The following is a 24,349-nucleotide window of genomic DNA, read 5'->3' on the forward strand; positions in this document are numbered from 1 at the left end:
ATGTCGGACTTCCAAGGCTTGCGGCCCGAGGTCGTCACCAACCGGGTCGCAGGATGAAGGGTTCCCCTAACGCCTTCGTAGGGGCAGCGGTTGAAGGGCGGGCCATCGGGTGAGCATGCTCTGCCGGATGGCCACGGCGAGTTGCCCCAGGCCGTTGAGCTCACTGCCGTCGGTCATTTGGCTGACGGTTCCGAGTCGGTGAACGAGTCGCTGCCGGGCCGTTGCTGTGCCCCATTTCCAGTCCCGGTTCGGGATCTCGGCCAAGGGGTCGGCGGTTCCGCGGTAGGCGCGCTGGACCAGCGCGTCGCCTCGTAGCAGCCAGCCGACGCAGGCGTCGGTGAGGTCGCCTTGGGCCTCCGTGCCCGTCGCGTTGCGCCACGTCGCGCGGTAGGCGGTCTCCGCTGCGTGCAGCACGGGCTGGGCCGGGGCGGTGACGCACCAGCAGGTCGGGAAGCCGATGCGCAGGTAGGCAAGCTCCACGAGCCCGTTGCCCAGCGCGGCCTGTTCGAAGTCGATGAACCGAACGCCACTGCGGGTGTGCATGTCGTTGCCGGGGCAAGGGTCGCCGTGCAGGAGGGTATGGCCCGGTGCGGCGAGCAGGCGGTTCACGAGGTCGTCCAGCTCGGTTCGTACTCCGGCCTGCACCGCCACGCCGAGCATCCTGGCGAGCCCGAGGAAGGAGTCGATGTCGTCTTGGGTCGGGCCGGACCAGGCGGGGAGCATGCCTGCATCGTCGGCGCTGGTGGCCGCGTGGAGTCGGGCCAGCGCCGAGGCATAGTCGACCACCCAGTCCTCGCGGGGCCGCTGGTGGTCCAGGTGCTCAAGGACCAGGACCCGCTCCCCCGGATCGGTGCCGAGGAGGGCCGGCGCCACGGGCGGGTCGACCCGGGATGCGAGCTTCAGCGCGGCCACCTCGCGTGCGTACCTTTCGGCGGCCTCGGGCCCGTCAATGAGCTGCTTGACCACCACTGATGCGCCGGACAGCTCGGCCCGCCATACCCGTGACCGCGGGCTGCTGGCCAGTCGGCGACTCCGCCGAGGTGCGCCGAACTCGGCCCGCAGCTTCTCCCCGAACGGCAGTCTTGACCACATGACTTCATTCTTTCAGGTGTATGAACACTGTTGATTTTCAAGGGAGTTGAAACGAAACGTTGACCCGCGCGGCCGATGGGTGCGGGTGTCTGGTTGACCTGGTTCATGCGGCGACCGGCTCGGGGCGTTCGACCAGCTGACCGCGTTCGAAGCGGGCCCCCGCACGGACGAACGGGAAAAGCGGAACGAGCGGGACAAGGTTGGGTCGAGCGAGCCGAGGTGGGTCGTCCATCGTCTCCGCCCGCTTCAGCGTCACTTCCGTCACCGGCCGGACGGTGACGGCCGCGCTCTGCGCCGTGGCCGTCATCCCTCCATTCGCGCTATCCCTCCATCCGTCCCTCCGCCCCTCCGTCCCTCCACGCTGCCCGAGGAGGGCCGTGCCGGCCGCAATGCCGAGGTCCGGCAGGCGTCGCCCCCGCCGAACTCCCTTACAGATCAACTGACTTCGACCCCGCGGATGTTGTCCGGGAACCCCCCTTCTCGACAGGGCATGTGCAGGGCATCATGCCTCCGATTGGCCCAATCCCCACCCCCCACGGAAGGCCATGTCATGCCCCGGAAAGCCCTCGTGACCACGGCTGCGGCAGCGATGGTCCTGGCGCTCACGGCCCTGTCCCCGATGTCCCCGTCCGCCCTCGCCCGGGCGCCGCAGAGAACCGACGCGTCCGGCCGGCACACCGTGGTCGTCTACCGCGTCCCCACACACGACGGGCGGGACGCGCAGAAGCTGATCTCCTCCGGATACGACCTGATCGAGCGGCGCCAGGGCGACGACCTGTTCGTCATGGGCGACCCGTCGACAGCGGCCGGGCTGCGCCGGCTCGGCTTCGCCCCCACAGCCGTCGAGACGACGCAGAAACCGCTTCCCCACCAGCCGCGCACGGCCCGCCCGTCCGGTGGCGTCGACGACACCTACGACGGCGGCTACCACACCGTTGACGCGCACTACGCCCACCTCGACCAAGTCGCCGCCCAACACCCGGACATGGCCAAGGTCGTCACCTACGGGCAGTCCTGGCTCAAACAGAAGGGACGCGGCGGCCACGATCTCAAGGCCGTCTGCATCACCAAGATGAAGCAGGGCGACTGCCAGCTCGACCCCAACTCCACCAAGCCGCGCTTCTTCCTGATGAGCCAGATCCACGCGCGGGAGCTCACCACGGGCGAGGTCTCCTGGCGCTGGATCGACACCCTGACCAACGACTACGGCAAGGACCCCGACATCACCGCGCTGATGGACTCCACCGAGATGTGGGTCGTCCCGATCACCAACCCGGACGGCGTCGACATCGTCGCCCAGGGCGGCGACAACCCCATACTCCAGCGCAAGAACGCCGATGACACCCAAGGCGGCGGTTGCGGCGCGGACGGCCAGACCGGCGTGGACCTCAACCGGAACGCGGGCACCCACTGGGGCGGCGCGGGCACCTCCACCGAGCCGTGCAGCGAGATCTACCTCGGCCCCGCCGCCGACTCCGAGCCGGAGAACACCGCGCTGGAGGGCCTGTTCCGCCAGTTGTACCCGGCCGTGCGCACGGGCACCGGCGACAGCGACCCGGCGCCGGCCACCGCCAAGGGCCTGATGATCAGCCTGCACAGCGATGCGAGCATGGTCCTGCTCCCCTGGGAGGCCGACCACACCATCCACACCGGCAACGACGCCGCGCTGCGCGCCCTCGCCGGCCAGCTCGGCAAGCTCACCGGCTACCAGTCCGGGCAGGCCGGTGAGATCCTCTACGACGCGTCCGGCGGCACCGACGACTGGACGTACGACAAGCTGGGACTGGCCAGTCTCACCATCGAAATCGGTGACAGCGACGGCCGCAACTGCTCCGGTTTCACCCCGGCGTTCTCGTGCCAGGACAGCTACTTCTGGCCGAAGTTGAAGCCCACGCTCATTTACGCGGCGAAGCAGGCCGCGGCGCCGTATCGGACCGCGGTCCAGGGTCGCTGAAGAGCCCACACCGGTTCGGGGAGCGCGACGTCACCGGCACGCTGTGCCGTGCGCGCGCTCCTGCCGGGCCATGCCTTGACAGTCGATCCAGACTGGGCGGTCCCGCATCATGGGACGGTCGTACCCGCGGGTGGGCGGAGCGCCCGTCAGGCGGAGCCGGGGCGACATCGAACTGCCCAACCCCGCTCTCCCGCTCTCCCGCTCTCCCGCTCTCCCTCTTTCCCTCCCCCACGCAGCCATCTGGCCATCCGCATCGCCCGGTATACAGTGCAAGGAAGGAGAACTGACGGGTATTCAATTCGCATCCGCCGAACTCCGGCGCGGAAGCCGCCGGCCCGTCGCGATCTCCGCAACAATTTCTCATCGTTCTCCGAAGTTCATTGCCGTGGGGCGCCCTCCGGCACACAATGCGCATGACAAATCCGGAGCGGCGGAAGAGAACTGACGCCGCGGAAATCCGGACACAGAGCTGAGAGGACCCCCACATGTATCGACCTCTCGTCGGCACCCTGGCCACCGCCGTACTGGGAGCCGCCGCCTTGGTGACCGCCGCCACCCCGGCGGGCGCCGCCCCGGCGCACCACAAGCCCAAGCCCCCGCAGACCAAGGCCGTTGACTTCGCCGGCACGGTCGCGCTGGACGACTGCTCCGGATCGATCGTCAAGATGCCCACCTCGCAGCCGAACGACCCGGCGCTGGTGATGACCAACGGGCACTGCCTGGAGAGCGGGATGCCGTCCGCGGGCCAGGTGATAGTCGACCAGCCGTCCACTCGCAGCTTCACCGTCCTGGACAAGGCCGCCGGCGACCTGGGCACGATCCAGGCCACCAAGGTTACCTACGCGACGATGACCGACACCGACGTGACGCTGTACGAGACCGGCTCGACGTACGCGGAGATCGAGCAGAAGTACGGCATCAAGCCGCTGGAGCTGTCCACCGACCACCCCACCAAGGGTGCCGGGATCACGGTCGTCTCCGGCTACTGGAAGAAGACCTACACCTGCAGCATCGACGGGTTCGCGCCCACCCTCAAGGAGGGCGACTGGACCTGGAAGGACTCGGTCCGCTACACCCCGGAGTGCAAGGTGATCGGTGGTACCTCCGGGTCGCCGGTGGTCGACAACTCCACCGGCAAGGTCACCGCCATCAACAACACCATCAACGAGAACGGCGAGCGCTGCACCCTCAACAACCCGTGCGAGGTGGACGAGAGCGGCAACGTCACCGTCCACAACGGCATCGGGTACGCGCAGGAGACCTACACCATCCCCAAGTGCTTCGGCACCGGCAACAAGCTCGACCTGAACGCCGCGGGCTGCACCCTGCCCAAGCCGTCGGGCGTCCGCCACTGACCGCAAGCCGCTTGCCGTGAGCCGTTGTCCGTGAACCATTAATCGGACACCGCTGACGCGCGCCGCAAGGAACCAGGTCCCGTGCACCAGGTGCTCCACGTACGCCATGTGCACGGGACCGTACCGCCGTTACCGGGTCTCCGCGGATCCGTACCGGTGGCGAGCTGCGCCCCTCTCCATGTGCCACCGGAGGGTGCGGTCTACGGTGGCACATGGACGTTGGGGCGGTGCTGATCGCGGTGACTGGTGTAGCGGGGACGCTCGGGGGTGCGTTGCTCACCCAACGGGGTGCCGACCGGGCGAAGAGGCGCGAGTTGGCGATGACCCAAGCCATCCAGGAGGCCCGCGACAACCGTGAGCTGCGACGAAGCTGCTATTCGGAATTGCACCGGGATGCACGGCAGTTCGCCACGGCCCTCAGTCGTCACCTTTACGTCATGCGAGACCGTGCGCCCGCGGACGAGGACATTCGGGCGCTGGGAGAATCCAAGGACACCTACCGCAACCGCTGGTCCGAGGCCCTGATGATCGCCCCTAACGCTGTGGTTGCCCCGGCTCAGGAGGTGAACGAGACGCTGACCCGGGTTCACGGACAGGTCAAGCGCCTGGAGCAGGGGAATCCGCGGCCAGACGAAACCCTGAGAGGGCGGTTCGTGAGTCTTTGAGTCGCTCTGTGGTCGCCTGATGGTGTGGGGTTTGGTGGAGTCTGTGGGTCCGCGGTGCAGGTCTGCTGGGGTTGGCGGGGTGAGTGAACGGAAGCCGTATCCCAGCGACTTATCGGACGAGCAGTGGTCGTTGATCGAGCCGGTGATCACCGCGTGGAAGGACCGGCACCCTTCGGTCAGCGGTCATCAGGGCGCCTACGACATGCGGGAGACCGTGAACGCGATCCTCTACCAGGGGCGGACCGGCTGCCAGTGGGCCTACCTCCCGCACGACCTGCCGCAGAAGAGTGCGACGTACTACTACTTCGCCGCCTGGCGGGACGACGGAACCGACCAGGTCATTCATGAGCTCCTGCGCTGCCAGGTCGGTGAACGCGCCCGGCGATGAGAGGACCCGACCCTGGTGGTGCTGGACACGCAGAGTGTCCACGCGGCCGTCGGGGTCCCCGCCTCCACGACCGGCCACGATCCGGCCAAGCGTGTGTCGGGCCGCAAGCGCGGCTTGGCCGTGGACGTCCTCGGCCTGGTCATCGCGGTCGTCGTCCTCGCCGCGAACATCCACGACAACACCGCGGGCATCGTCCTGCTGGACCAGGTTGCCGAGTGCACGGGCGATATCGTCCGCATAGCCCTGGTCGACCAGGGCTTCCTGGCCCGTTACTACGAGCACCGCACCGCCTCGTCCGCCTCCCGCGTCTACTGGGCGAAGTCCCACGTCATGATCCGCCGCCTCACCGGTGCGAACACCTCCACCTGGCGCGAAGAGGCGGTGAGCGCATGAACATTCGCTCCCTCTTGGAGGCACTGGACCTCCAAGAGGACGCCGCCCGGGCCTTGGCCGTCGACCTTCGCGCGCAGGTCGACGACCTGCGGGCCCGGCTGCGGGAGGCCGAGACACGCCTTGAGCGCCTCGCGATCACCCGCAAGACCGTCACCGACCTCGCCGACCGGCTCCCCGCATCCCCGCATCCCCGCCGGAGACACCAGAGCACCCGGACTACCCGCGCATCCTCGCTGTCTTCAACGAGGCGACCGGCCCCCTGCGGGCCCGAGACGTATGCCAGGCCCTCGGCCACGAAGTGCTGCCGAAGAACGTCGAAGGCACCCGGGCGAAGCTGAAGCGCCTGGTCAAACTCGGCATCCTCACCGAAGCCGACACCGGCAACTTCACCAGGAAGCAGTAGCCGGCGCCGCGGCCAGCACCCCTGCCCCAAGCATCACCTGGAAAGGGACATCACTTAACGAACCGCCCTCTCAGAGCATCTTGGAGATCGGTACCGCGGTACCGACGGCTGAGGCTGACGTATACGCCCTGGGCGTGACGTTCTTCATCTCGGCAACCGGCTGGCGGCACGTGTCCTATCCGGACGACGCAAGCCGAGAGGATCAGCGGCAAGCCATCGTGGACAAGCCACAGCGAGACACGCCCCAAGGAGCAACCGCTAGACCTCCCTTCGAGAGGGAATTAACACCGCCCTCGCGAAAGAGGGACCATGCCCGATTCAATCGAAAACCATCTCTGCACCGCGAGGAGAGTTGGATCGAGGATCAAACCTTGCGCGCACAGGGTCAACCACGATATGTGGTTAACGCTTCTAAGACCGTGTCCTATGTGGTGAGGCGCATGAGGTGCTTGGCAGCACAGGGCGGCAGCGAGGCCGATAAAGCCCAGGTTTCACTCGTTTACTGGCCGTTGGCGAGCCGACCCGGGAGACTCGACGCCGGGCTTTGCGGGATGAAGCAACCCTGCGGGCTAACAAGGTGCATGCTGGTCATGAGGCGCTGAAAGCGTGCGCGGAGAACCAGAATCACCAGATCAATGGCGACCACGGAGCATCTCCGCGTACGCGGAGCGGACGCCCTCTGTAGAGCGTCGTTGAAGCTCACAACATCTCCGGGCGGCGACCGGGCGTATCAGGGCATGATCAGCGCAGCGGCTTCAGCCTGCTCGGGCGGCTGGGCTGTATTGCCTCCGCAAACGCTCATCCCGGATCCACCGGCTTGATGCCCGTGGATGGTTCACCCAGAAGCGAAGAAGTGCCTTGCGACCTGCGATGTTGGGGTTTCTCTAGGACCACATCAGGCACGATCGGCAAGGCACTTCCGAGATGCAATCTTCCCATGCCGCGGCGGCGGTCTCATCCGCGTTCGATGATCCGGACCTGATCGCGTACGGCGGGCTGGAGCCGGTGGTGCGGCTGGCCGACCGGTGTGGTCTGCCCGCGCTGGTCGGGGAGACGGACCCTAGTACGGCTGAAGGGGTTGGACTATCCGTTGTGTGCTTCGAGCTCGGTCGCCAGCGTCTGTCGGGTGGCCGCCCACGACGCCAGGAGCGCCAAATTGTCAGCGGTCGGCGTGCCCGCGGGTGCGGTGTAGACGTTGAGGTGCAGGCCGGGTTCGGCGGGCAGTTCCAGGGACTCGACGTCCAAGTCGAGCCGGCCCACGATCGGATGGTGCACCCGCTTGCGTCCGGACCGGTGCAGCCGCACGTCCTGAGACGCCCACCGCTGCCGGAATAGCTCACTGCACGTTGACAGTTCGCCGACCAGGGCGATCAGCTCCTCGTCGTGCGGATTGCGGCCGGCTTCCATGCGTAGCTTCGCGGCCGCGTCACCGGCAATTTGGTCGTAGTCGACAAAGAAATCCCTGGCCGCCTCGGGGTTTAGATAGACGAACCGCGTCGTGTTCGCGGGCCGTCGCGGGTCGGCCAGCACCGGTGAAAACAGCGCGCGGGCGAGTTGATTCATGGCGAGCACGTCATAACGTCCGTTACAGATCCAGGCCGGCGCATCGGAGATCGCGTCGAGCACCTGCTGCAGCGTCGAGCGCACCGTCACGGCAGGCCTGCGCCGACGTGGGCCGCCGGGCGCCCTGGATCGGCGCGCGAGGCGGAACAGGTGGCCGCGCTCGGCCTCGTCGAGTTGCAAGGCAGAGGCCAACGCGTCGAGCACGCCATCGGAGGCACCGGCGAGGCCGCCGCGCTCCATGCGCACGTAGTAGTCGACCGACACCCCCGCCAGTAGCGCTACCTCCTCGCGACGCAGACCTTTGACCCGACGATTGCCGCCGTAAGCGGGCAGGCCCGCCTGCTCGGGTGTGATGCGGGCGCGACGCGAGCTGAGAAACTCCCGGATCTCGGTGCGTAGATCCATCGTGGCAGTCCCCTCACCGTAAGCCCGTTCCGCAGTCTACGGGGTACCCGTTGCGGTCGTCGCGATGCCGCCGTCCACCGGGATGATGGTGCCCGTGAGGTAGGACCCGGCCCGGCTGGCGAGAAACACGGCGATACCTGCCATGTCGTCGTCGCGGCCGAGCCGGCGCAGAGGGGCCGCCGCCGCGATCGTGTCGCCGATGGCATCGAGCGTGGACGCCATCATCTGTGACGGGAACACTCCCGGTGCTACCGCGTTCACCGTGACATGCTGTGGGCCCAGCTCTCTGGCAAGCACTCTGGTGAGTTGATGGAGTGCCGCTTTGCTGCTGGCGTACGAGTAGTTGGGCGACTGGGCGACGTGGATGGCGGCGATACTGCCGATGTTGATGATCCGCGCGGGATCACCGGCGGTGCCCGCCCTGCGAAGTGCGGGAAGCAGCGCCTGCACCAGCCAGAACGGCGACTTGAGGTTGAGGTCGATCACTGCGTCCCAGGCCTCGTCCGGGAACGTCGCCAGCGGCTCGCGCCACATCGCTCCCGCGTTGTTGACAAGGATGTCCAGGCGTTCCGAGTCGACCTTGACAAGATCAGCGAGGCGCTGACACTCGTCGTGCCTGGACAGGTCGGCGGGAATTGCTTGAACGTCGCCGAATTCGGACAGTAGATGCTGTGCCTCCGCGCACGCGTCTGCCTTGCGTGAGCTGATGACAACGCGGGCGCCCGCCTGGAGAAGGCCGCGCGCTATCATCATCCCAATGCCCCTGGTGCCGCCAGTGACAAGGGCGTACTTCCCACTCAGATCGAAAAGTTCTGTGCGAGTGGTGAATTGGGCGTCCGCCATTGATCTCCGTCCCTTCTGCCGTGGAACAATGCGCCGACACGGTCGCGCATTCGGGGCAGCTGAATTGAACTGATGGAGGTAAAGCTGCAGTGCGTGTCCATGGAGTGTTGTCGGTGCTTTCGACTCAACCAGGTTGACAGGCGTTTTGGACGTCTGGGAGACCCTGGTGATCCAGGTACTGTCAGAACCCCCTTGCCTGGTGCGCTGAGTCCGGATCACCCGGCTTGATGCCCGTGGATGGTTCTTCCAGAAACGAAGAAGTGCCTTGCGACCTGCGATGATGGGGTTTCTCTAGGACCACATCAGGCACGATCGGCAAGGCACTTCCGAGATGCAATCTTCCCATGCCGCGGCGGCGGTCTCATCCGCGTTCGATGATCCGAACCTGATCGCGTACGGCGGGCTGGAGCCGGTGGTGCGGCTGGCCGAGCGGTGCGGTCTGCCCGCGCTGGTCGGGGAGCACGTCAGGCTGCCCGCCTCGAAGGACGGCACCGGCGCCTTCCCTGCGGCGAAACTGATGTCGCTGGTGGGCGGCATGGCTGCGGGCGCCGACAGCATCGACGACATGGACCGGCTGCGGCACGGTGCGATGGGCCGCCTGTTCTCCGGAGTGCGGGCCCCGTCCACGCTGGGGTCGTTCCTGCGCTCCTTCACCCACGGGCATGTGAAGCAACTGCACGCCGTGGCCCGCCGGTTCCTGCCCGAACTGGCCCGTCACACCCCGCTGCTGCCCGGCGCGGACCAGGCCGCATACGTGGACATCGACGACACCATCCGCCGCACCCACGGCTACGCCAAACAGGGCGCTGGCTACGGATACAGCAAGGTCAAGGGCCTGAATGCGCTGCTCGGCGTCGTCTCCACGCCCCTGTCCGCCCCCGTGATCGCCGCCACCAGGCTGCGCAAGGGACCCTCGAACTCCGCGCGCGGGGCGGCGGCGTTCGTCGCTGAGACCATCCGCACCGCACGCGCCTGCGGCGCCAGCGGCCTGCTGGTGCTGCGGGCGGACTCCGCGTTCTACGGCGCCGACGTCATCAACGCCTGCCGGGCCCTGGGTGCCCGCTTCTCCATCACCATGCGGATGAACGCCTCCGCCAAGGCCACCAACGCCCGCATCGACGAGGACGCCTGGACACCGATCAAATATCCCCAAGCGGTCTGGGACGAGGAGGGCCAGTGCTGGATCTCCGACGCCGAGATAGCCGAGATCCTCTACACCGCTTTCACTTCCAAGCCGAAGAAACAGCAGGTCACCGCCCGACTGATCGTGCGCCGCGTCAAGCGCCTGAGCGCCGGTACCGTCCCCGCCGGGCAGGGCACGCTCTTCGACACCTGGCGCTACCACACCGCGTTCACCGACTCCCCGCTCGCCTTGAGGGATGCCGAGCGTGATCACCGCCGGCACGCTGTCGTCGAGCAGGTGATCGCCGATGTCAAGAACAGCGGCTTCGCCCACGCGCCGTCCGGTCATTTCCAGGCCAATGCCGCGTGGCTCGCCCTGGCGGCCCTGGCACACAACCTGACCCGCGCCGCCGGCGCCCTGGCCTCCGCGTTCCACGCCAGGGCGACCACCGCCACCATCCGTGACCGCCTGATCAACGTGCCCGCCCGCCTGGCCCGCTCCGCCCGCCGCCTCACCCTGCACCTGCCCGAACGCTGGCCCTGGAGCGAGGACTTCACCCAGCTGTTCAGCACGGTGCATGCGCCGCCGGCCCTCTGACGCTCCCTGACCGACCTGCCCGAAAGGGCCCGAGACCTGTGGACAAAGTGGAAGAGCTGGGCAGACCAGCGGCCACCCCACGCCCGAATCCGCAACTCAGCCCCAACACGGCCTGCACGACCCCGAAACGATCAACCGGGAATCAAGCCGGTGGATCCGGGCTCATAATGACGGTGACCGTTTCCAGGGCGGGCAAGCACTTCGGAAGCCCCCTGGGCCTGCACGGCACAGCCAGAGATCAAGAACTACAGCTGACCTGAGAGGTGTTTTCCGGAACAGCGAATTTGCGGTCGTCGGAAGACGGGGCAAGGATGTTTTTAGGCGAACGGCGGGGCAATCTTGATGCCGATGCCATCGGATCGGACCGCGACCTTCGGACCGTGACGCTCACCGGCCGTATGCACCGCCGTGGCGGAGAAGATCGAAACATACGGGTGCTCAGCCGGGGGCGACGGGTGGGCTGTCCAGCTGGGCGGCAGAGTCGGAAGGAGTCTGCCCATGCGGATCGCCGTGGACCTGAATCGGTGCCAGGGATACGCACAATGCGTGTATTTGGCGCACGAGGACTTCAGATTGACTGGCCAGGAGGCGCTCACCTACGAGCCGAACCCCGATGACGAGCGGCGCCTGCAGGTTGAGCGAGCCGCTGCGGCGTGTCCCGTGCAGGCGATCGTGATCGACCGCTTGGACGGCGCAGACGAGAGCGAGACGTCATGACCGTGCGGGCGACGGTCGCAGAGCTGGTGCGCGAGTTCAGGGCCAATGGCCGGATTGTCATCGTCGGTGCGTCCCTGGCCGGACTGCGGGCCGCTGAAGCCCTGCGTGTGGAGGGCTTCACCGGATCTCTGACCATCATTGGGGACGAGCCGTACGAGCCCTACGACCGTCCCCCGCTGTCCAAGCAGGTGCTCAAAGGCTGGGTGCCGGCTGATCACACCAAGCTGCCCCGCCTGCGAGAAGTGAATGCGCAATGGCGGCTCGGGGTGGCAGCCACAGGGTTGGACCGGGCCGCCAAGCAGGTGCGTCTGGCCGACGGCGAGCACATCCCGTACGACCGCTTGCTGATCGCCACGGGCACCCGGGCGCGACAGTGGCCGAACCCGGACGAGGCAGCCCTGGACGGGGTGCACACGATTCGGTCGCGTGATGATGCCGCCCAACTGCAAAAGGCGCTGGCCGCACCGCCGTCGCGGGTCCTGGTCATCGGCGCCGGGTTCATCGGGTCGGAGGTGGCCTCGGTCTGCCGGGAACTCGATCTCCCGGTGACCGTCGTGGAGCGGGGCTCGGCGCCGCTGGTCGGCGCGCTCGGCGGGGTGATCGCTGAGATTGCCGCGGAGATGCAGCGCGACCACGGCGTGGACCTGCGCTGCGGGCTGGGCGTGTCGTCGCTGGAGGGCGACTCCGGCGGACACGTGCGGCGTGCTCATCTCTCGGACGGAACCACCATCGAAGCCGACGTGGTGGTGGCCTCGCTGGGGTCGATCCGCAACGTGGAATGGCTGGAGGGCGCCGGGCTGGCCTCCGGTTTCTGGGGCGTAGGTTGCGACGCCGGCGGTCGCGCCTTCGACGTCAACGGCGTGGTCACCGACAGCATCTACGTGGCAGGGGACGTGGCGCGCGCGCCCCATGTGCTTTACGAGTACCAGTTCCTCGCGATGGAGCACTGGGACAATGCCGTTTTCGGCGCCGAGGTAGCGGCCCACAACATGGTGAACCTCGAGCCCCTCTATCGCCCGCATCTGCTGCTGCCCGGCTTCTGGTCCGGTCAGTTCGGCGTCAACATCAAGTCCGTCGGCGTGCCGCCTTTCGCTGACGAGATCGTCTTCACACAGGGGTCCATCAAGGAGCGCCGCTTCGCGGCCGCCTATGGCCGCCGCGGCCGCATCGTCGCCGCCGTCACCTTCGATCACGGCAAGTGGCTGGAGCACTACGGGAACCTGATCGAGCGATCGGGTCCGTTCCCGCCTCCGCCGCCAGGCTGGGACCAGCCTCCGGACATGAAGCCGATGCCAGCCGAGTTCCCGCAACCCGGCGTCCCGACGGCGATCCCCGACGTCGTCCTGACCGGCCACGACCCGAGCGAGCGGAGGGCCGAGTTCCGGCCACGCCCTCGTTGACGCGCCCGCCGGATGGGCGTGCAAGCGGACAGCATCGACAGGAAGAAGGAGGGGAGCCTCGTGGTCGAGGAAACCCCCTGGCAGCAGGCCCTCCGCTACGCCAACCGCGCCAATCCGTACCCCTTCTACGAGGAACTGCGTAAGACACCGGTGGCGCGGCAGCCGGATGGAACCTATGTCGTCAGCACCTACCGGGAGGTCGTCGCGCTGCTCCACGACCCCCGGGTCAGTTCGGATCCAAGAAAGTGTCCCGTCCCGGTCGCGGCCCAGGCAGAGGGCTCCGCGGAGCCGGTGGCCGAGCCGATCAGGGAGGCGCTGACCGAGCCGACCATCATCACCTGCGACCCGCCCGAGCACGATCGAGATCGCCGGATGATGATGCCGCACTTCGTCGGCCCTCCCCATTCACCTCACCTGATCTCCGACCTGGAGCCCGAGATCCGCCGCATCGTGGACGGCCTCCTGGACAGCATGCAGGGCAAGACCCGGATCGATGCCGTCGACGAGTTCGCCTACCCCCTGCCGGTGACCGTGATCTGCAAAATCCTGGGCGTGCCACTGGAAGACGAGCCACGCTTCCACAGCTGGATCGAGACGGCCCTGGACGCTTTGGATTTCGGCCCCGAGGCCGCCTCCGAAGAGATCCGGAGCCGACAGGCCGGAGGGCAGCAGGCCGTGCAGGAGTTCGGGCAGTTCGCAGCTGAGTTGCTCGACCGGTACGCCCAGCAGCCCGGCTCGGGCATGCTCTCGGCGATGGTGAACGAGGACGGCCCGGAGGGACGGATGTCCAAGGGCGTGCTCGCGAGCAACACCCTGCTCCTGATCTTCGCCGGGCACGAAACCACGGTCAATCTCATCGCCCACAGCGTGCTCACCCTGCTACGGCACCCCGAGGCGCTCGAGAAGCTGCGCCGCCGGCCCGAGCTGATCGTGCCCGGGGTCGAGGAGTTGCTGCGCTTCGAGTCGTCGGTCCAGTTCTGGCACACCCGCTCCGCCGTGGAAGACATCGACATCGCAGGCACCACCATCCCAAAGGGCGCGCCGATCTTCTTGGCATACGGCTCGGCGAACCGCGACCCGAAGCGGTTCGCCAACCCTGACGAGCTTGACCTCGAACGCCGGGACAACCAGCACCTCGGATTCAGCCAGGGCATCCACTTCTGCTTCGGCGCTCCGCTCGCGCGGCTCGAAGTCCAAGTCGCGGTCAGTGAGTTCGTCCGCCGGGTGGAGAATCCCCGGCTCGTAGAGGACCCACCGCCGTACCGCCACAACCAGATTTTCCGTGGCCCGCGCCACGTCCTGGTCGACATCGACGGGATCCGCGACTGAATCAGCGTGCGTGAGGGATCGCTATGCAGGCTTTTCAACTCGTCGGATGGCAGCAACCGCCCGAGCTGCGCGAGGTGCCGGTGCCCGAGCCCGGGCCGGGGCAGGTCCTGGTGAAGGTCGGGGGTGCCGGGGCGTGCCACTCAGATCTGCACATCATGGAGGCACCCGGACCACCACCTGGGTTCGCCACAGAACTGCCCTTCACGCTCGGCCATGAGAATGCGGGATGGGTGGAGAGCCTGGGGCCGGGGGCCACTGGGTTCGCGCCCGGAGACCCTGTGATGGTCTACGGTCCCTGGGGCTGTGGGACGTGCATCAACTGCCGGGAGGGCCGGGAGAATTACTGCCAGAAGGCCAGTGGCCAGGGCGGGGGCCTGGGTGGCGGTCACGACGGCGGAATGGCCGAGTACCTGATGGTCCCGGCGGCGCGATTCCTGATTCCACTGGGCACCCTCGACCCCCGCCAGGCTGCCCCGCTCAGCGACGCGGGGCTGACCAGCTATCACGCCGTCAAGCGATCGGTGCACCTGCTGGGGCCGGGTTCGACCGCGGTGGTGATCGGGGTGGGCGGGCTGGGCCAGATGGCCATCCAGATGGTCCGAGCGCTCAGCGCGGCGACCACCGTCGTCGCCGTGGACACCGATGCCGGCAAGTTGGAAACCGCTAAGCGCATGGGTGCGGACGAGGCTCTGCTCTCGGGCGAGGAGGCGGTCACACGCATCAAGGACATGACAGGACAACAGGGCGCTCAGCTCGTGCTCGACATGGTCGGCATAGATCCGACCTTGCGGATGGCTGCTCAGGTGTCCAGGATGCTTGGCCACCTGACCATCGTGGGTCTCGGCGGCGGAGCCCTGCCCGTCAACTTCGCGAGCCCGCCGCACGAGTGCTCGGTCGCCTCGCCCTACTGGGGCTCCCTTCCCGAACTGATGGAAATGATCACTCTCGCCCAGCAGCAAAAGATCAAGATGCTGGTCGAGCACTTCCCCTTGGAACGCGCCAACGAGGCATACCAGCTCCTGCACGACGGCAAGATCCAAGGACGCGCCGTCATCACCCCCCACCCGTGAGTACTGCCCTCAACGTGACCGGGCCGGTGCCGCAGGCCGTAACTGTCGGAGGAAACGTCATGGAGACGGTGACCGGTGCGATCGCTGGACCGGGCCGGTGGCCAACGACACAGTCAGCAGCGGGCGTAGTAACAGCAGTGTTCGTCTTCCCATTCTGGCCGCCGGGTGTTGCAGAAGGCCGTGTTCACGCTGGCTGAAGCGGTGTTCGGGCGTGCGCGGTCAGTCGCCGAGGGAGAGGTTGTGCAGGCGTTGTGCCTGTCGTCGGTGGCGGGCGGACCGGCGGTGTCAGTCCTCGCGGGTGGCGTAGCCGAGCGCTCGTTCGCCCAGCGTCTCCTCGACGACGTCGAGGAGTTCCAGGAGGGCTTCGGCGATCGTGGCGGGCTTCTCGCCCGCCACGATGCGCCGGCCGATCTCGCCATAGACCAGCGAGTGGAACCAGCCGATCTGGCTGGCGACCACGCGCGGTGTCTGGTCGTCGGGCGCGGCTCCGGCCTCCTCGGCCAGGACCGTGGTGAGTGCGTCGGTCATCTGCCGGCCGAGGTCCTCCAGGCGGGCGGTGAGTGTGGGGGCGGCCCGCATCATTTCGAATACGGGGCCGAAACCCGCGGTCAGGCCCACCTTCCGGTCACGGCGCCGCAGTTCGTCCCGTAGCCGGCCGAGCACCGCCCGTGCGGCGGACTCGCCGGGCTGCCGGGTGCGCACGATGTCGGCGAGCCGCTGTGGGGACGCCTCGTCCGGCGGCAGGACGAGGTCTTCCTTGGCCTCGAAGTAGTTGTAGAGGGTGTTGACCGAGACGTCCGCCGCCGCCGCGACCTCGACGATGGTGACGTTGTCGAAGCCTCGCGCCACGAACAGGCGGAGGGCCGCCTCGGAGATCCGCTGCCGCGTCTGCCGCTTCTTCCGTTCCCGCAGCCCTTCAGTCACGGCATCTCCTTGGGGAGCCATCGGGCGGACACCCGTGCGCGGGAGGCGAGGTGGGTCACGTAGGCGTCGCGGAGGTCGTCCGGGGTGCCGAACCCTGGCTCATCGGCCAGCCAGGCGTCCGGTACGGCGGCGACGACCCGGCGCAACAGCTCCGGGGTCACCTGGTGTGCCAACTCGGCGTCTGCCGCTGCCATGTCGAGGCCGGGCGAGCCGAGCGCGTGCGACCGGAAGTCGTACGCCTTGCCGACCGCGTCCGCCGCGCTTTCCCACCGGTGGTGGAACACCAGCGACGCGCCGTGGTCGATGAGCCACAGACGGGGTTCTTGGTGGCCGGAGGTCGGCCACGTCATGAGATTCGAGCTGTGCACCGTGCGGTCCACATTCGCGGTGAACGCGTCCAGCCAGAGGATCCTGGCGGACTCCACCGGGTCGACGTCCGGCACGCCCGGCGTGAAGTCGGCGGCTCCCGGCAGGTAGTCCATGCCGAGGTTGAGTCCCGCGCTGGCGTGCAGCAGGTCCTGCACCTCCTCGTGCGGTTCCTCGGCGGCGACCGCTGGGTCGAAGTTCACCAGCACCAACTCCGGTACGCGCAGCCCGAGATGACGTGCCAGCTCGCCCACGATGACCTCGGCGACGAGCGCCTTGCGCCCCTGTGCCGAGCCGGTGAACTTGACCACGTACGTCCCCAGGTCGTCGGCCTCGACGACACCCGGGACGGAGCCGCCGCCCCGCAGCGGGGTCACATACCGGACGGCCGTCACCGTGCGCAGCCCGTCCGAGGGTGTCTCCATACGTTCCTGCCTCTGCCCCGGTGGCTCGCGCCCGCCTCGCCTAAAAGTGAAATGCATTGCAAATATACAGCGCGCTATAGTTTTTGCGAGCTTCCACGGGAGGGGACGATGGCGATGACGGTGGACGGGCACGATGCCGCGGTGAGACGAGCCAACGCGGCTCTGGAGACGTACACGCTCTCGGGCGACGGCTGGCGCCGCAGTCCCGGCGAGACCCTGCAGCACGTCCTCGCCGACCTGCTGCACTGGTGTGAGGACACCCAGCGCGACTTCGACGCGGCCCTGGAGCACGCACGTGCCCGCCACGCCGGAAAGAACTCGCCGTCCGCATAGGCGCGGACCGTCCTGCGATCACCCGGCACGGGGCCCGGCCCGGCCCGGGAGATCGCAGGCTCGCGCGCCCGGTGGGGCGAAGGGCCCACCGGGCGCGCAGAGTGCGGGGGGTGCGGGGGCTTACGGGTGGTACTTCTCCTCGACGGTCTCGGCGGCACCGGACTTGGGGTTCATGGTGACGCGGACGGTGACGCTGCTGGTCTTCGCGGCCTTCTCCAGCTGGTCCACGGTGCACTTCGAGGTGCCGTAGCCGTCGTGGCCGATCGTCACGCGGCCGTCGTCGACGGAGCAGATCGCGGCCGCGCCGAGGATCCGCGTGGCGTTGGCGACGAAGAACGCCTGCTCCATGCCGCCGCCCTGGGGCTTGACGATCAGCTTGCCGGGCGCGAGGTACTGCAGCGTGCCGACGATCGTGCGGTGGTTACCCGCGTGCGCGACGCCGCCCCCGCCGGAGGCCGACTTGCCGCCGGTGCTGCCGCCGGTCCCGGAACCCCCGCCGTGGCCCGCGCCCCGGGCAGTGGACGGCGCCGTGGCGGACTTGCCGCCGTTCTGGCCCTGCGCGCCGGAGTCGTTCGAAGCGGAGCTGCTCGTGGGCTGGGTCGAGGGCGAGGAGCTGACAGCGGCCGCCGGCCCGGAGCCCTGCCCGCAGGCGGTGACCCCCAGGCCCAGCGCCGCGGCGGTGACGAGGGCGGCGGCAATACGGCGGCCGGCGCGGCCGCGGAGGCGGTTGGTGGCGGTGTTCATCTGGTCTCCCGTTGCTCTGTTCTCTCGTCTCGCTCCCGGACAACAATCAGCTTCGAGGAGCTGGTTGGCGTTCTACTAACGGACGACTAATGGCTATGCATCGGCGCATCAACTCAACCCAACGCGCCTACCGCCGACGGCATCTCAGGCACGGTCACCCGGCAAGCCCGGGCACCGACGCGGCTCCGGCCGCCCGGCTGGTCGCGGCTCCGGTCGCGAGCCTGGTCGCGGCTCGCTCCAGTCGCGCCGCTGATCGCAGTGGACCGCCCCCAGCGAACCCTGCGACACGTGGCCCGCGGGCTTCGGCCTTTCCGGCAGACTGCTGCGATGGACGTCTACGAATCCCTTGTCGACATGGTCGGCAACACCCCGCTGGTACGGCTCAACCGGATCACCGTGGGCCTTTCCGCGCCGGTCTACGCGAAGTTGGAGTACGTCAACCCGGGCGGCAGCGTCAAGGACCGCATCGCACTGTCCATGGTGCGGGCCGCCGAGGACGCCGGGCTGCTGCGGGCGGGCGGCACCATCGTGGAGACCACCTCGGGCAACACCGGGGTGGGCCTGGCCATGGTGGCGGCGCAGCGCGGCTACCGCTGTGTGTTCACCCTGCCGGAGAAGAGCAGCGCCGAGAAGGTGGCGGTGCTGCGCGCCTACGGGGCCGAGGTGGTGGTCTGCCCCGGCGACGTGCCCCGTGAGCACCCCGACCACCCCCGGTCGACGGCGCAGCGGATCGCCCGGACCACTACCGGCGCGTGGCTGGCCGACCAGTACAACAATCCCGCCAACCCGCGTGCGCACCACGGCAGTACCGGCCCGGAGCTGTGGCGGCAGACCGAGGGACGGATCACGCATCTGGTGGCGGGCGTCGGCACCGGCGGCACGATCAGCGGCACCGGCGGCTACCTCAAGGAGGTCAGCGGCGGCCGGGTCCGGGTGATCGGCGCCGACCCGGAGGCTTCCGTCTACTCGGGCGGGCCCGGCACCGCGTACGCGGTGGAGAGCATCGGCCTGTTCCGTCATCCCGAGACGGTCGACGACTCCTGGCCGGAGTCGTTCCACACCGATGTGGTGGACCGGTTCGAGCGGATCAACGACCGCGACTCGCTGTTGACCGCCCGTCGACTGGCTTGCGAGGAGGGGCTGTTGGTGGGCACGTCGGCGGGGACCGCGGTGGCCGCGGCACTCCGGGTCGCCGCCGGGCTCGGTCCGGACGATCTGGTGGTCGTGGTGATTCCGGACTCCGGCCGCAACTACCTGAGCAAGGTGTACGACGACGAGTGGCTGCGCGAGCAAATCGGCGACGACCTGCCGGCCGGCGGGGCGTAACAGGCCGGACTTCCGAGATGGCAGCATGCCGCTTCACGTCCCGGGCCGCGTCAGTTGACCTCATGGTGCATGACGGCGCGAAGTGGCACGAGCGGGCATCGTTCGCACTCCTTGGATGAGGGGGCCGAGAGTTCGCCTGATTCGCCGCAGCGGGCGGCGGACAGCGGACAGCCCGGGACGCTGTCCGCATCTTTGTGGCTTCTGCCAGTGCGACGGTCTGCCGGGGTGCGGAGAGACTGCCCGCCAGAGGCCGTGGCGTGCCCCGGGTGCGGGGAAGGCCGAGACCGGACCGCGCGTGCGGATCACGGCGCTGCTCGCCCCGCCGATCGGGTTCGTCACCACTCTCCCGCGCCACGAGGTCTACGAAGAGTGTCTGCGGACGGCCGGATTCGGCGAGTTGACTTGGGTCCCGCTGGAGGTGCCCGACGCCGGCGTGCGCAAGTTCGGTGCGGACTTCTGGGCGGACTTCCTCGCCAACTCCCCGCTGGAGATGCTGCGCTGCCGCGCCTGACCTCCGACCGGACGTCCGATATAGGTTCGTCCGATGAGGGGTGAACTACGGAGTGGGTGGCCGGGCGGACCGCGTGAGCGGTGGCGGGTGCTTCCGCGGTGGGCACGATGGGTGCTCGCGGCGTATGTGCTCGGGTTCTCCGAAGGGGCCTGCGCGCATTTCCTGGATCTTGCGCGCGGTGGGATCCACGTCTACGCGGCGTTCGCCACGGTGCCGTTGCAGGTGTTCTTCGTCGGCTTGACGGTGCTCGATCCGCTGGCCGTCGTACTGGTGGGACTGGTGCGTTCGGAAGGAATCCGCCTGGCGGCCGCCGTGATGACCCTGGACGTCCTCGCGAACTGGATCGTCAACTGGCCGCAGCTGCTTGCGGATCCGACCTGGTTGTTGCGCCCGGTGGGATTGCTCCCCCTCACCCTCTTCGGCCTGTTCGTGGTGGCGACCGCGGTTCCGCTACTCCGGGCTGCTGACAGACAGTGAAACAGGGTGCTGGGCAAGGCTCGGAGCGCGGGGCGCTGCGTCGGTGCGGGCCCGGGGGCACGGTGACCATTCGGGCGGTGTTGCGTTGGTCTTGGAAGCCAGTTGGTCCGGGAGACCAGTGGGTGAGGTCGGGGGCGTACGTCGCCGTGGTTGGGCCCGTCGTACGTCCCCGACAGGCGTCGGGGTGGTCGGCGTGCCCCTCGTGTCCGCGGATGCGCTCGGCCTCCGCGGACACCCGGCCCCTCAGATCTCAGTGGTCGCCTGGGCCCGTAGGCCGCCCGCGATCCGCTGCCACTTCGCGAAGACCTCCAGCAGTTCGTCGGCCGGCGCCCGACCCAGCTCCGCGTCGAATCGCCGGGCGAGAGACGGGCTGGCGAGCGCCTCACGAATACGTTCGATGGTCCATGGCACGGTGCTCATACCTTCCTCCCATTCCGGGATTGTGAAGCTGACAAAGATAGCGGGCCGATCGGGCCCTTGAATGCCTTTCCGCCCGCAGCAACCCGAAGTGGCGAACGGCCGGGCGAGCGGGGGCGCGGATGGTGTTGGCCGGTGCAGCCGTACCGGCCCAGGGGGTTGTCGACGGCCATCTGGGCCTCGACGCGGCGATGTAGCGGCTCGTCGACGCGGAGGGCGAGCGTGCGGGAGGTCCGGCCGGCCAGTGCGTAGTCGGCCGGCAACTGCTCGCCGCCGGTCATGGGGGGGGGTGGGCGGCTGGTGCTGTTGGAGGTGGACGACGACGTAGCGGGAGACCCTCCGTAGGCCCAAGCCCAGACACAGGCCCAACCCCAAGCCCAACCCCAAGCCCAGGCACAGGCACAGGCACAGGCACAGGCCGTAGCGGTCGTGAGGGCGGGCAGGGTGGTGGGGGCCGTTCGGTGGAATTCCGGCAGGAAGTCCAGGCGCAGGCGTTGCCCGTCTCCGGCCGGGACGTACCCCCTCTTCCGCCCGCCGCTCCCCCTCCGGTGCCGTGCCGACGACGGTTACCCGTCGGTGGGCCGCTGTGGTGGGCTCCGGTGCGCGGCCGTGCAGCGCTCGGGTGACGGTGGGAGCAAGCCAAGTCGGTCGGGGCCGGGGGCGCCATTCGGGGGAGTCGTTCGAGGGGCGTGGGCGGGCGGCTCGTGCGGGGGTGGCGCAGTGGGATGGCTTGTGCGGGGCGGGTTCCGTGGTCGGCCGTCGGGGGTGGGCGGGGACGTGCCGGAGGTGCGAACGGTCCCGGTGGCATTGATCCTGAAGCAGAGGTGTCGCACGTCGCGGCGACGACGCACCGGGCGACGGCACAGGGAATGAGCACTGCGCACCTGACGAGGCAGCGTGTCGCGGCACCGTCGTGACAGCGGAACGGACGCACATGAGCAACGGATTCACGGGTCCGGAGGGTGATGGCCCGGACTCGTTCGGTGACTTTCTCGCGCGGTTCTTCGGGCGTTCGGCACAGTCGCCCGGTGAGGAGGGAGGGACCTCGATGCCGCGGCAGGCCGATATCGCGCGGCTGATGAGCGGGCCGGCCCGGGACCTGGTGACCTCCGCCGCCGCGTACGCGGCCGAACACGGCAGTCCCGAGCTGGGCACCGAGCACCTGTTGCGGGCGGCGCTCAGCTCCGAGCCGACCCGGAGCCTGATGCGGCAGTCGGGGGCCGATCCGGATGTGCTGGCGGCCGAGATCGACCGCAATGCCGGGTCGGGGCCGTTGCAGAAGAGCGTCGCGGTGACCCCGGCGGTCAAGCGTGCGTTGCTGGGGGCGCACGAGCTGGCGCGGGGCACGGGGGCGTCGTACATCGGGCCGGAGCACGTGCTCGAAGCGCTGGCCTCGAATCCGGATTCGGCGGCGGGGCGGATCCTGCACCTCGCGCACTTCGATCCGCAGGCGGCGACGGGCGGGCACGGCGGGGTGGGCGCGCACCAGCCGTCGGGGTCGAGCGCCGAGCACGGTGCCGTACCGCATCACGAGACGCCCACGCTGGACAAGTACAGCCGGGATCTGACGGACCTGGCCCGGGCGGGTCGGATCGATCCGGTCATCGGGCGGGAGGAGCAGATCGAGCAGACCATCGAGGTGTTGTCGCGGCGGGGGAAGAACAATCCGGTGCTGGTCGGCGACGCGGGCGTGGGGAAGACCGCGATCGTGGAGGGGCTGGCGCAGCGGCTGGCCGACGGGGACGTTCCCGAGACGTTGGCCGGGCGGCGGATCGTGGCGCTGGACCTGACCGCGGTGGTGGCCGGGACCCGTTACCGCGGTGACTTCGAGGAGCGGATGAACAACATCATCGAGGAGGTCCGGGCGCACTCCGACTCGCTGATCGTCTTCATCGACGAGTTGCACACCGTGGTGGGGGCGGGTGGTGGCACCGGGGACGGCGGTGCGCTGGAGGCCAGCAACATGCTCAAGCCGGCACTGGCGCGCGGGGAGTTGCACGTCATCGGGGCCAGCACGCTGGAGGAGTACCGGCGGTACATCGAGAAGGACGCCGCGCTGGCCCGACGCTTCCAGCCGATCCTGGTGCCCGAGCCGACCGTGCCCGACACGGTGCAGATCCTGCGCGGGCTCCAGGACCGTTACGAGGCGCACCATCAGGTGCGGTATGCGCACGAGGCGGTGCTGGCGGCGGTGGAGCTGTCGGACCGGTACATCACCGACCGGTTCCTGCCGGACAAGGCGATCGACCTGCTCGACCAGGCGGGTGCCCGGGTCCGGTTGCGGTCGGCGACCAAGACGCCCAACGTGCGCGATCTGGAGCGCGAGGTGGAGCAGTTGGTCCGGGACAAGGACCAGGCGGTCGCCTCGGAGCAGTACGAGCGGGCGACCGAGCTGCGGGACCGGATCACCGCGCTCAGCGAGCAGATCAAGACCGTCCAGGACGCGCAGGGCGAGCGACCGGTGGGCGGCGACGGGCGGATCGTGGAGGTCACCGCCGAGGACGTCGCGGAGATCGTGTCGCGGCAGACCGGGGTGCCGGTGAGCAGTCTGACGGAGGAGGAGAAGGACCGGTTGTTGGGGTTGGAGGGACGGCTGCAGACGCGGGTGATCGGGCAGCGGGACGCGGTGACGGCGGTGTCGGAGGCGGTGCTGCGGTCGCGGGCCGGCCTGGCCGATCCGGACCGGCCGATCGGCAGTTTCCTCTTCCTCGGCCCGACCGGGGTGGGCAAGACCGAGCTCGCGCGGGCGCTGGCCGAGGCGCTGTTCGGCAGCGAGGACCGGATGGTGCGGCTCGACATGAGTGAGTATCAGGAGCGGCACACGGTCAGCCGGTTGATCGGTGCGCCGCCCGGATACGTCGGTCACGAGGACGCGGGTCAGCTCACCGAGGCGGTCCGCCATCACCCGTACTCCCTGCTGTTGCTGGACGAGGTGGAGAAGGCGCATCCGGACGTCTTCAACATGTTGCTGCAGGTCCTCGACGACGGGCATCTGACGGACTCTCAGGGGCGCACGGTGGACTTCAAGAACACCGTGATCGTGATGACCAGCAACCTCGGCTCGGAGGCGCTGAGCGGCGGCCGCGGGGTGCTGGGCTTCGGGCCGGCGGAGGCGGGCGTGGACGACGGTGCCCGGGAGCGGGCGCTGGGCGCTCTGCGCGGGCACTTCCGGCCCGAATTCCTCAACCGGCTGGACGAGATCATCGTCTTCCGCCAGCTGACCGACGAGCAGCTGCACCAGATCACCGGCCTGCTCCTGGAGGGCACCCGCCGCCGGTTGCACGCCCAGGACATCTCCGTCGACTTCTCCCCGGCCGCCGTGGACTGGCTCACCCGCCGCGGGCACCAGCCCGAGTACGGGGCCCGGCCGCTGCGCCGGACCATCCAGCGCGAGGTCGACAACCGGCTGTCGCGGATGTTGCTCGACGGGGCACTGTCGTCCGGGGACCGGGTGCAGGTGGACGTCACGGACGACGAGCTGGCGTTCCGGGCCGGCCCGGTGGAGCGGACGAAGTGAGCGGCGCGGCCG

General features: G+C 68.7%; 21 protein-coding genes and 1 pseudogene. 14 read left to right on the top strand and 8 right to left on the bottom strand.

Going from position 1 to position 24,349, the window contains the following annotated elements; genetic code table 11:
* Positions 1-66 precede the first annotated feature (66 nt).
* A complete protein-coding gene (locus tag ACO0M4_RS33090; RefSeq protein WP_430374764.1) occupies positions 67-1,092 on the bottom strand; it encodes a phosphotransferase in 1,026 nt (341 codons plus the stop codon).
* 103 nt (positions 1,093-1,195) lie between these two features.
* Positions 1,196-1,399, bottom strand: coding sequence for a hypothetical protein (locus ACO0M4_RS33095; protein WP_430374765.1), 204 nt, complete (start codon positions 1,397-1,399; stop codon positions 1,196-1,198).
* Positions 1,400-1,660: 261 nt separating this feature from the next.
* Here ACO0M4_RS33095 and ACO0M4_RS33100 point away from each other — a divergent pair, with 261 nt between their 5' ends.
* The 4 genes and pseudogenes from ACO0M4_RS33100 (at position 1,661) to ACO0M4_RS33115 (ending at position 5,847) form a co-directional block, all read left to right on the top strand.
* Entirely contained in the window at positions 1,661-3,046 is a 1,386-nt protein-coding gene (locus ACO0M4_RS33100; RefSeq protein WP_430374766.1) for a M14 family zinc carboxypeptidase, read from the top strand.
* 485 nt (positions 3,047-3,531) lie between these two features.
* Positions 3,532-4,401 carry a S1 family peptidase gene (locus ACO0M4_RS33105; RefSeq protein WP_430374767.1) on the top strand — a complete coding sequence of 290 codons (870 nt, stop codon included), beginning with the start codon at positions 3,532-3,534 and terminating at the stop codon, positions 4,399-4,401.
* Between the two features lie 227 nt (positions 4,402-4,628).
* Positions 4,629-5,066, top strand: a complete 438-nt coding sequence (locus ACO0M4_RS33110; protein WP_430374768.1) for a hypothetical protein — start codon at positions 4,629-4,631, stop codon at positions 5,064-5,066.
* A gap of 79 nt (positions 5,067-5,145) precedes the next feature.
* Positions 5,146-5,847 (top strand): annotated as a pseudogene (locus ACO0M4_RS33115) (IS5 family transposase).
* A gap of 1,486 nt (positions 5,848-7,333) precedes the next feature.
* On the opposite strand, the gene ACO0M4_RS33120 reads toward ACO0M4_RS33115, so the two are convergent.
* Both ACO0M4_RS33120 and ACO0M4_RS33125 read right to left on the bottom strand, forming a co-directional pair.
* Positions 7,334-8,218, bottom strand: coding sequence for a helix-turn-helix transcriptional regulator (locus ACO0M4_RS33120; protein ID WP_430374769.1), 885 nt, complete (start codon positions 8,216-8,218; stop codon positions 7,334-7,336).
* A 36-nt stretch (positions 8,219-8,254) separates the two neighbouring features.
* Positions 8,255-9,061, bottom strand: coding sequence for an SDR family oxidoreductase (locus ACO0M4_RS33125; RefSeq protein ID WP_430374770.1), 807 nt, complete (start codon positions 9,059-9,061; stop codon positions 8,255-8,257).
* A gap of 331 nt (positions 9,062-9,392) precedes the next feature.
* On the opposite strand from ACO0M4_RS33125, the gene ACO0M4_RS33130 reads away from it, so the two are divergent.
* The 5 genes from ACO0M4_RS33130 (at position 9,393) to ACO0M4_RS33150 (ending at position 15,297) form a co-directional block, all read left to right on the top strand.
* A complete protein-coding gene (locus tag ACO0M4_RS33130) occupies positions 9,393-10,781 on the top strand; it encodes an IS1380 family transposase (protein ID WP_430374771.1) in 1,389 nt (462 codons plus the stop codon).
* 498 nt (positions 10,782-11,279) lie between these two features.
* Complete coding sequence (locus ACO0M4_RS33135) at positions 11,280-11,498, top strand: ferredoxin (RefSeq protein WP_430374772.1); 219 nt, start codon at positions 11,280-11,282, stop codon at positions 11,496-11,498.
* Positions 11,495-12,898 carry an NAD(P)/FAD-dependent oxidoreductase gene (locus ACO0M4_RS33140; protein WP_430374773.1) on the top strand — a complete coding sequence of 468 codons (1,404 nt, stop codon included), beginning with the start codon at positions 11,495-11,497 and terminating at the stop codon, positions 12,896-12,898. Before ACO0M4_RS33135 ends, ACO0M4_RS33140 begins: the two co-directional genes overlap by 4 nt.
* 60 nt (positions 12,899-12,958) lie before the next feature.
* The gene (locus ACO0M4_RS33145; protein WP_430374774.1) at positions 12,959-14,227 is read left to right on the top strand and encodes a cytochrome P450; all 1,269 of its coding nucleotides are present in this window, start codon (positions 12,959-12,961) and stop codon (positions 14,225-14,227) included.
* A gap of 23 nt (positions 14,228-14,250) precedes the next feature.
* The gene (locus ACO0M4_RS33150; RefSeq protein WP_430374776.1) at positions 14,251-15,297 is read left to right on the top strand and encodes an NAD(P)-dependent alcohol dehydrogenase; all 1,047 of its coding nucleotides are present in this window, start codon (positions 14,251-14,253) and stop codon (positions 15,295-15,297) included.
* 285 nt (positions 15,298-15,582) lie between these two features.
* Here the strand turns inward: ACO0M4_RS33150 and ACO0M4_RS33155 are convergent, their stop codons facing one another.
* Both ACO0M4_RS33155 and ACO0M4_RS33160 read right to left on the bottom strand, forming a co-directional pair.
* Positions 15,583-16,221, bottom strand: a complete 639-nt coding sequence (locus tag ACO0M4_RS33155) for a TetR/AcrR family transcriptional regulator (protein ID WP_430374777.1) — start codon at positions 16,219-16,221, stop codon at positions 15,583-15,585.
* Positions 16,218-17,012 carry a HipA family kinase gene (locus tag ACO0M4_RS33160; RefSeq protein WP_430374778.1) on the bottom strand — a complete coding sequence of 265 codons (795 nt, stop codon included), beginning with the start codon at positions 17,010-17,012 and terminating at the stop codon, positions 16,218-16,220. Before ACO0M4_RS33160 ends, ACO0M4_RS33155 begins: the two co-directional genes overlap by 4 nt.
* 108 nt (positions 17,013-17,120) lie before the next feature.
* Here ACO0M4_RS33160 and ACO0M4_RS33165 point away from each other — a divergent pair, with 108 nt between their 5' ends.
* Entirely contained in the window at positions 17,121-17,345 is a 225-nt protein-coding gene (locus ACO0M4_RS33165) for a hypothetical protein (RefSeq protein WP_430374780.1), read from the top strand.
* A gap of 120 nt (positions 17,346-17,465) precedes the next feature.
* On the opposite strand, the gene ACO0M4_RS33170 is transcribed toward ACO0M4_RS33165, so the two are convergent.
* Positions 17,466-18,089: a hypothetical protein gene (locus ACO0M4_RS33170; protein WP_430374781.1), complete on the bottom strand. Its 624-nt coding sequence runs from the start codon at positions 18,087-18,089 to the stop codon at positions 17,466-17,468.
* A 327-nt stretch (positions 18,090-18,416) separates the two neighbouring features.
* Here ACO0M4_RS33170 and ACO0M4_RS33175 point away from each other — a divergent pair, with 327 nt between their 5' ends.
* From ACO0M4_RS33175 to ACO0M4_RS33185, 3 genes are all read left to right on the top strand, one after another.
* A complete protein-coding gene (locus ACO0M4_RS33175; RefSeq protein ID WP_430374782.1) occupies positions 18,417-19,415 on the top strand; it encodes a PLP-dependent cysteine synthase family protein in 999 nt (332 codons plus the stop codon).
* A 295-nt stretch (positions 19,416-19,710) separates the two neighbouring features.
* Positions 19,711-19,926: a hypothetical protein gene (locus ACO0M4_RS33180; RefSeq protein WP_430374783.1), complete on the top strand. Its 216-nt coding sequence runs from the start codon at positions 19,711-19,713 to the stop codon at positions 19,924-19,926.
* A gap of 111 nt (positions 19,927-20,037) precedes the next feature.
* Positions 20,038-20,403 carry a hypothetical protein gene (locus ACO0M4_RS33185; protein ID WP_430374784.1) on the top strand — a complete coding sequence of 122 codons (366 nt, stop codon included), beginning with the start codon at positions 20,038-20,040 and terminating at the stop codon, positions 20,401-20,403.
* Between the two features lie 243 nt (positions 20,404-20,646).
* On the opposite strand, the gene ACO0M4_RS33190 is transcribed toward ACO0M4_RS33185, so the two are convergent.
* A complete protein-coding gene (locus ACO0M4_RS33190; protein WP_430374785.1) occupies positions 20,647-20,823 on the bottom strand; it encodes a hypothetical protein in 177 nt (58 codons plus the stop codon).
* Positions 20,824-21,754: 931 nt separating this feature from the next.
* Here ACO0M4_RS33190 and ACO0M4_RS33195 point away from each other — a divergent pair.
* Positions 21,755-24,337, top strand: a complete 2,583-nt coding sequence (locus ACO0M4_RS33195; protein WP_430374786.1) for an ATP-dependent Clp protease ATP-binding subunit — start codon at positions 21,755-21,757, stop codon at positions 24,335-24,337.
* Positions 24,338-24,349: the final 12 nt, after the last annotated feature.

This window comes from Streptomyces sp. RGM 3693 (assembly GCF_050471125.1).
Classification (GTDB): Bacteria; Actinomycetota; Actinomycetes; order Streptomycetales; family Streptomycetaceae; genus Streptomyces.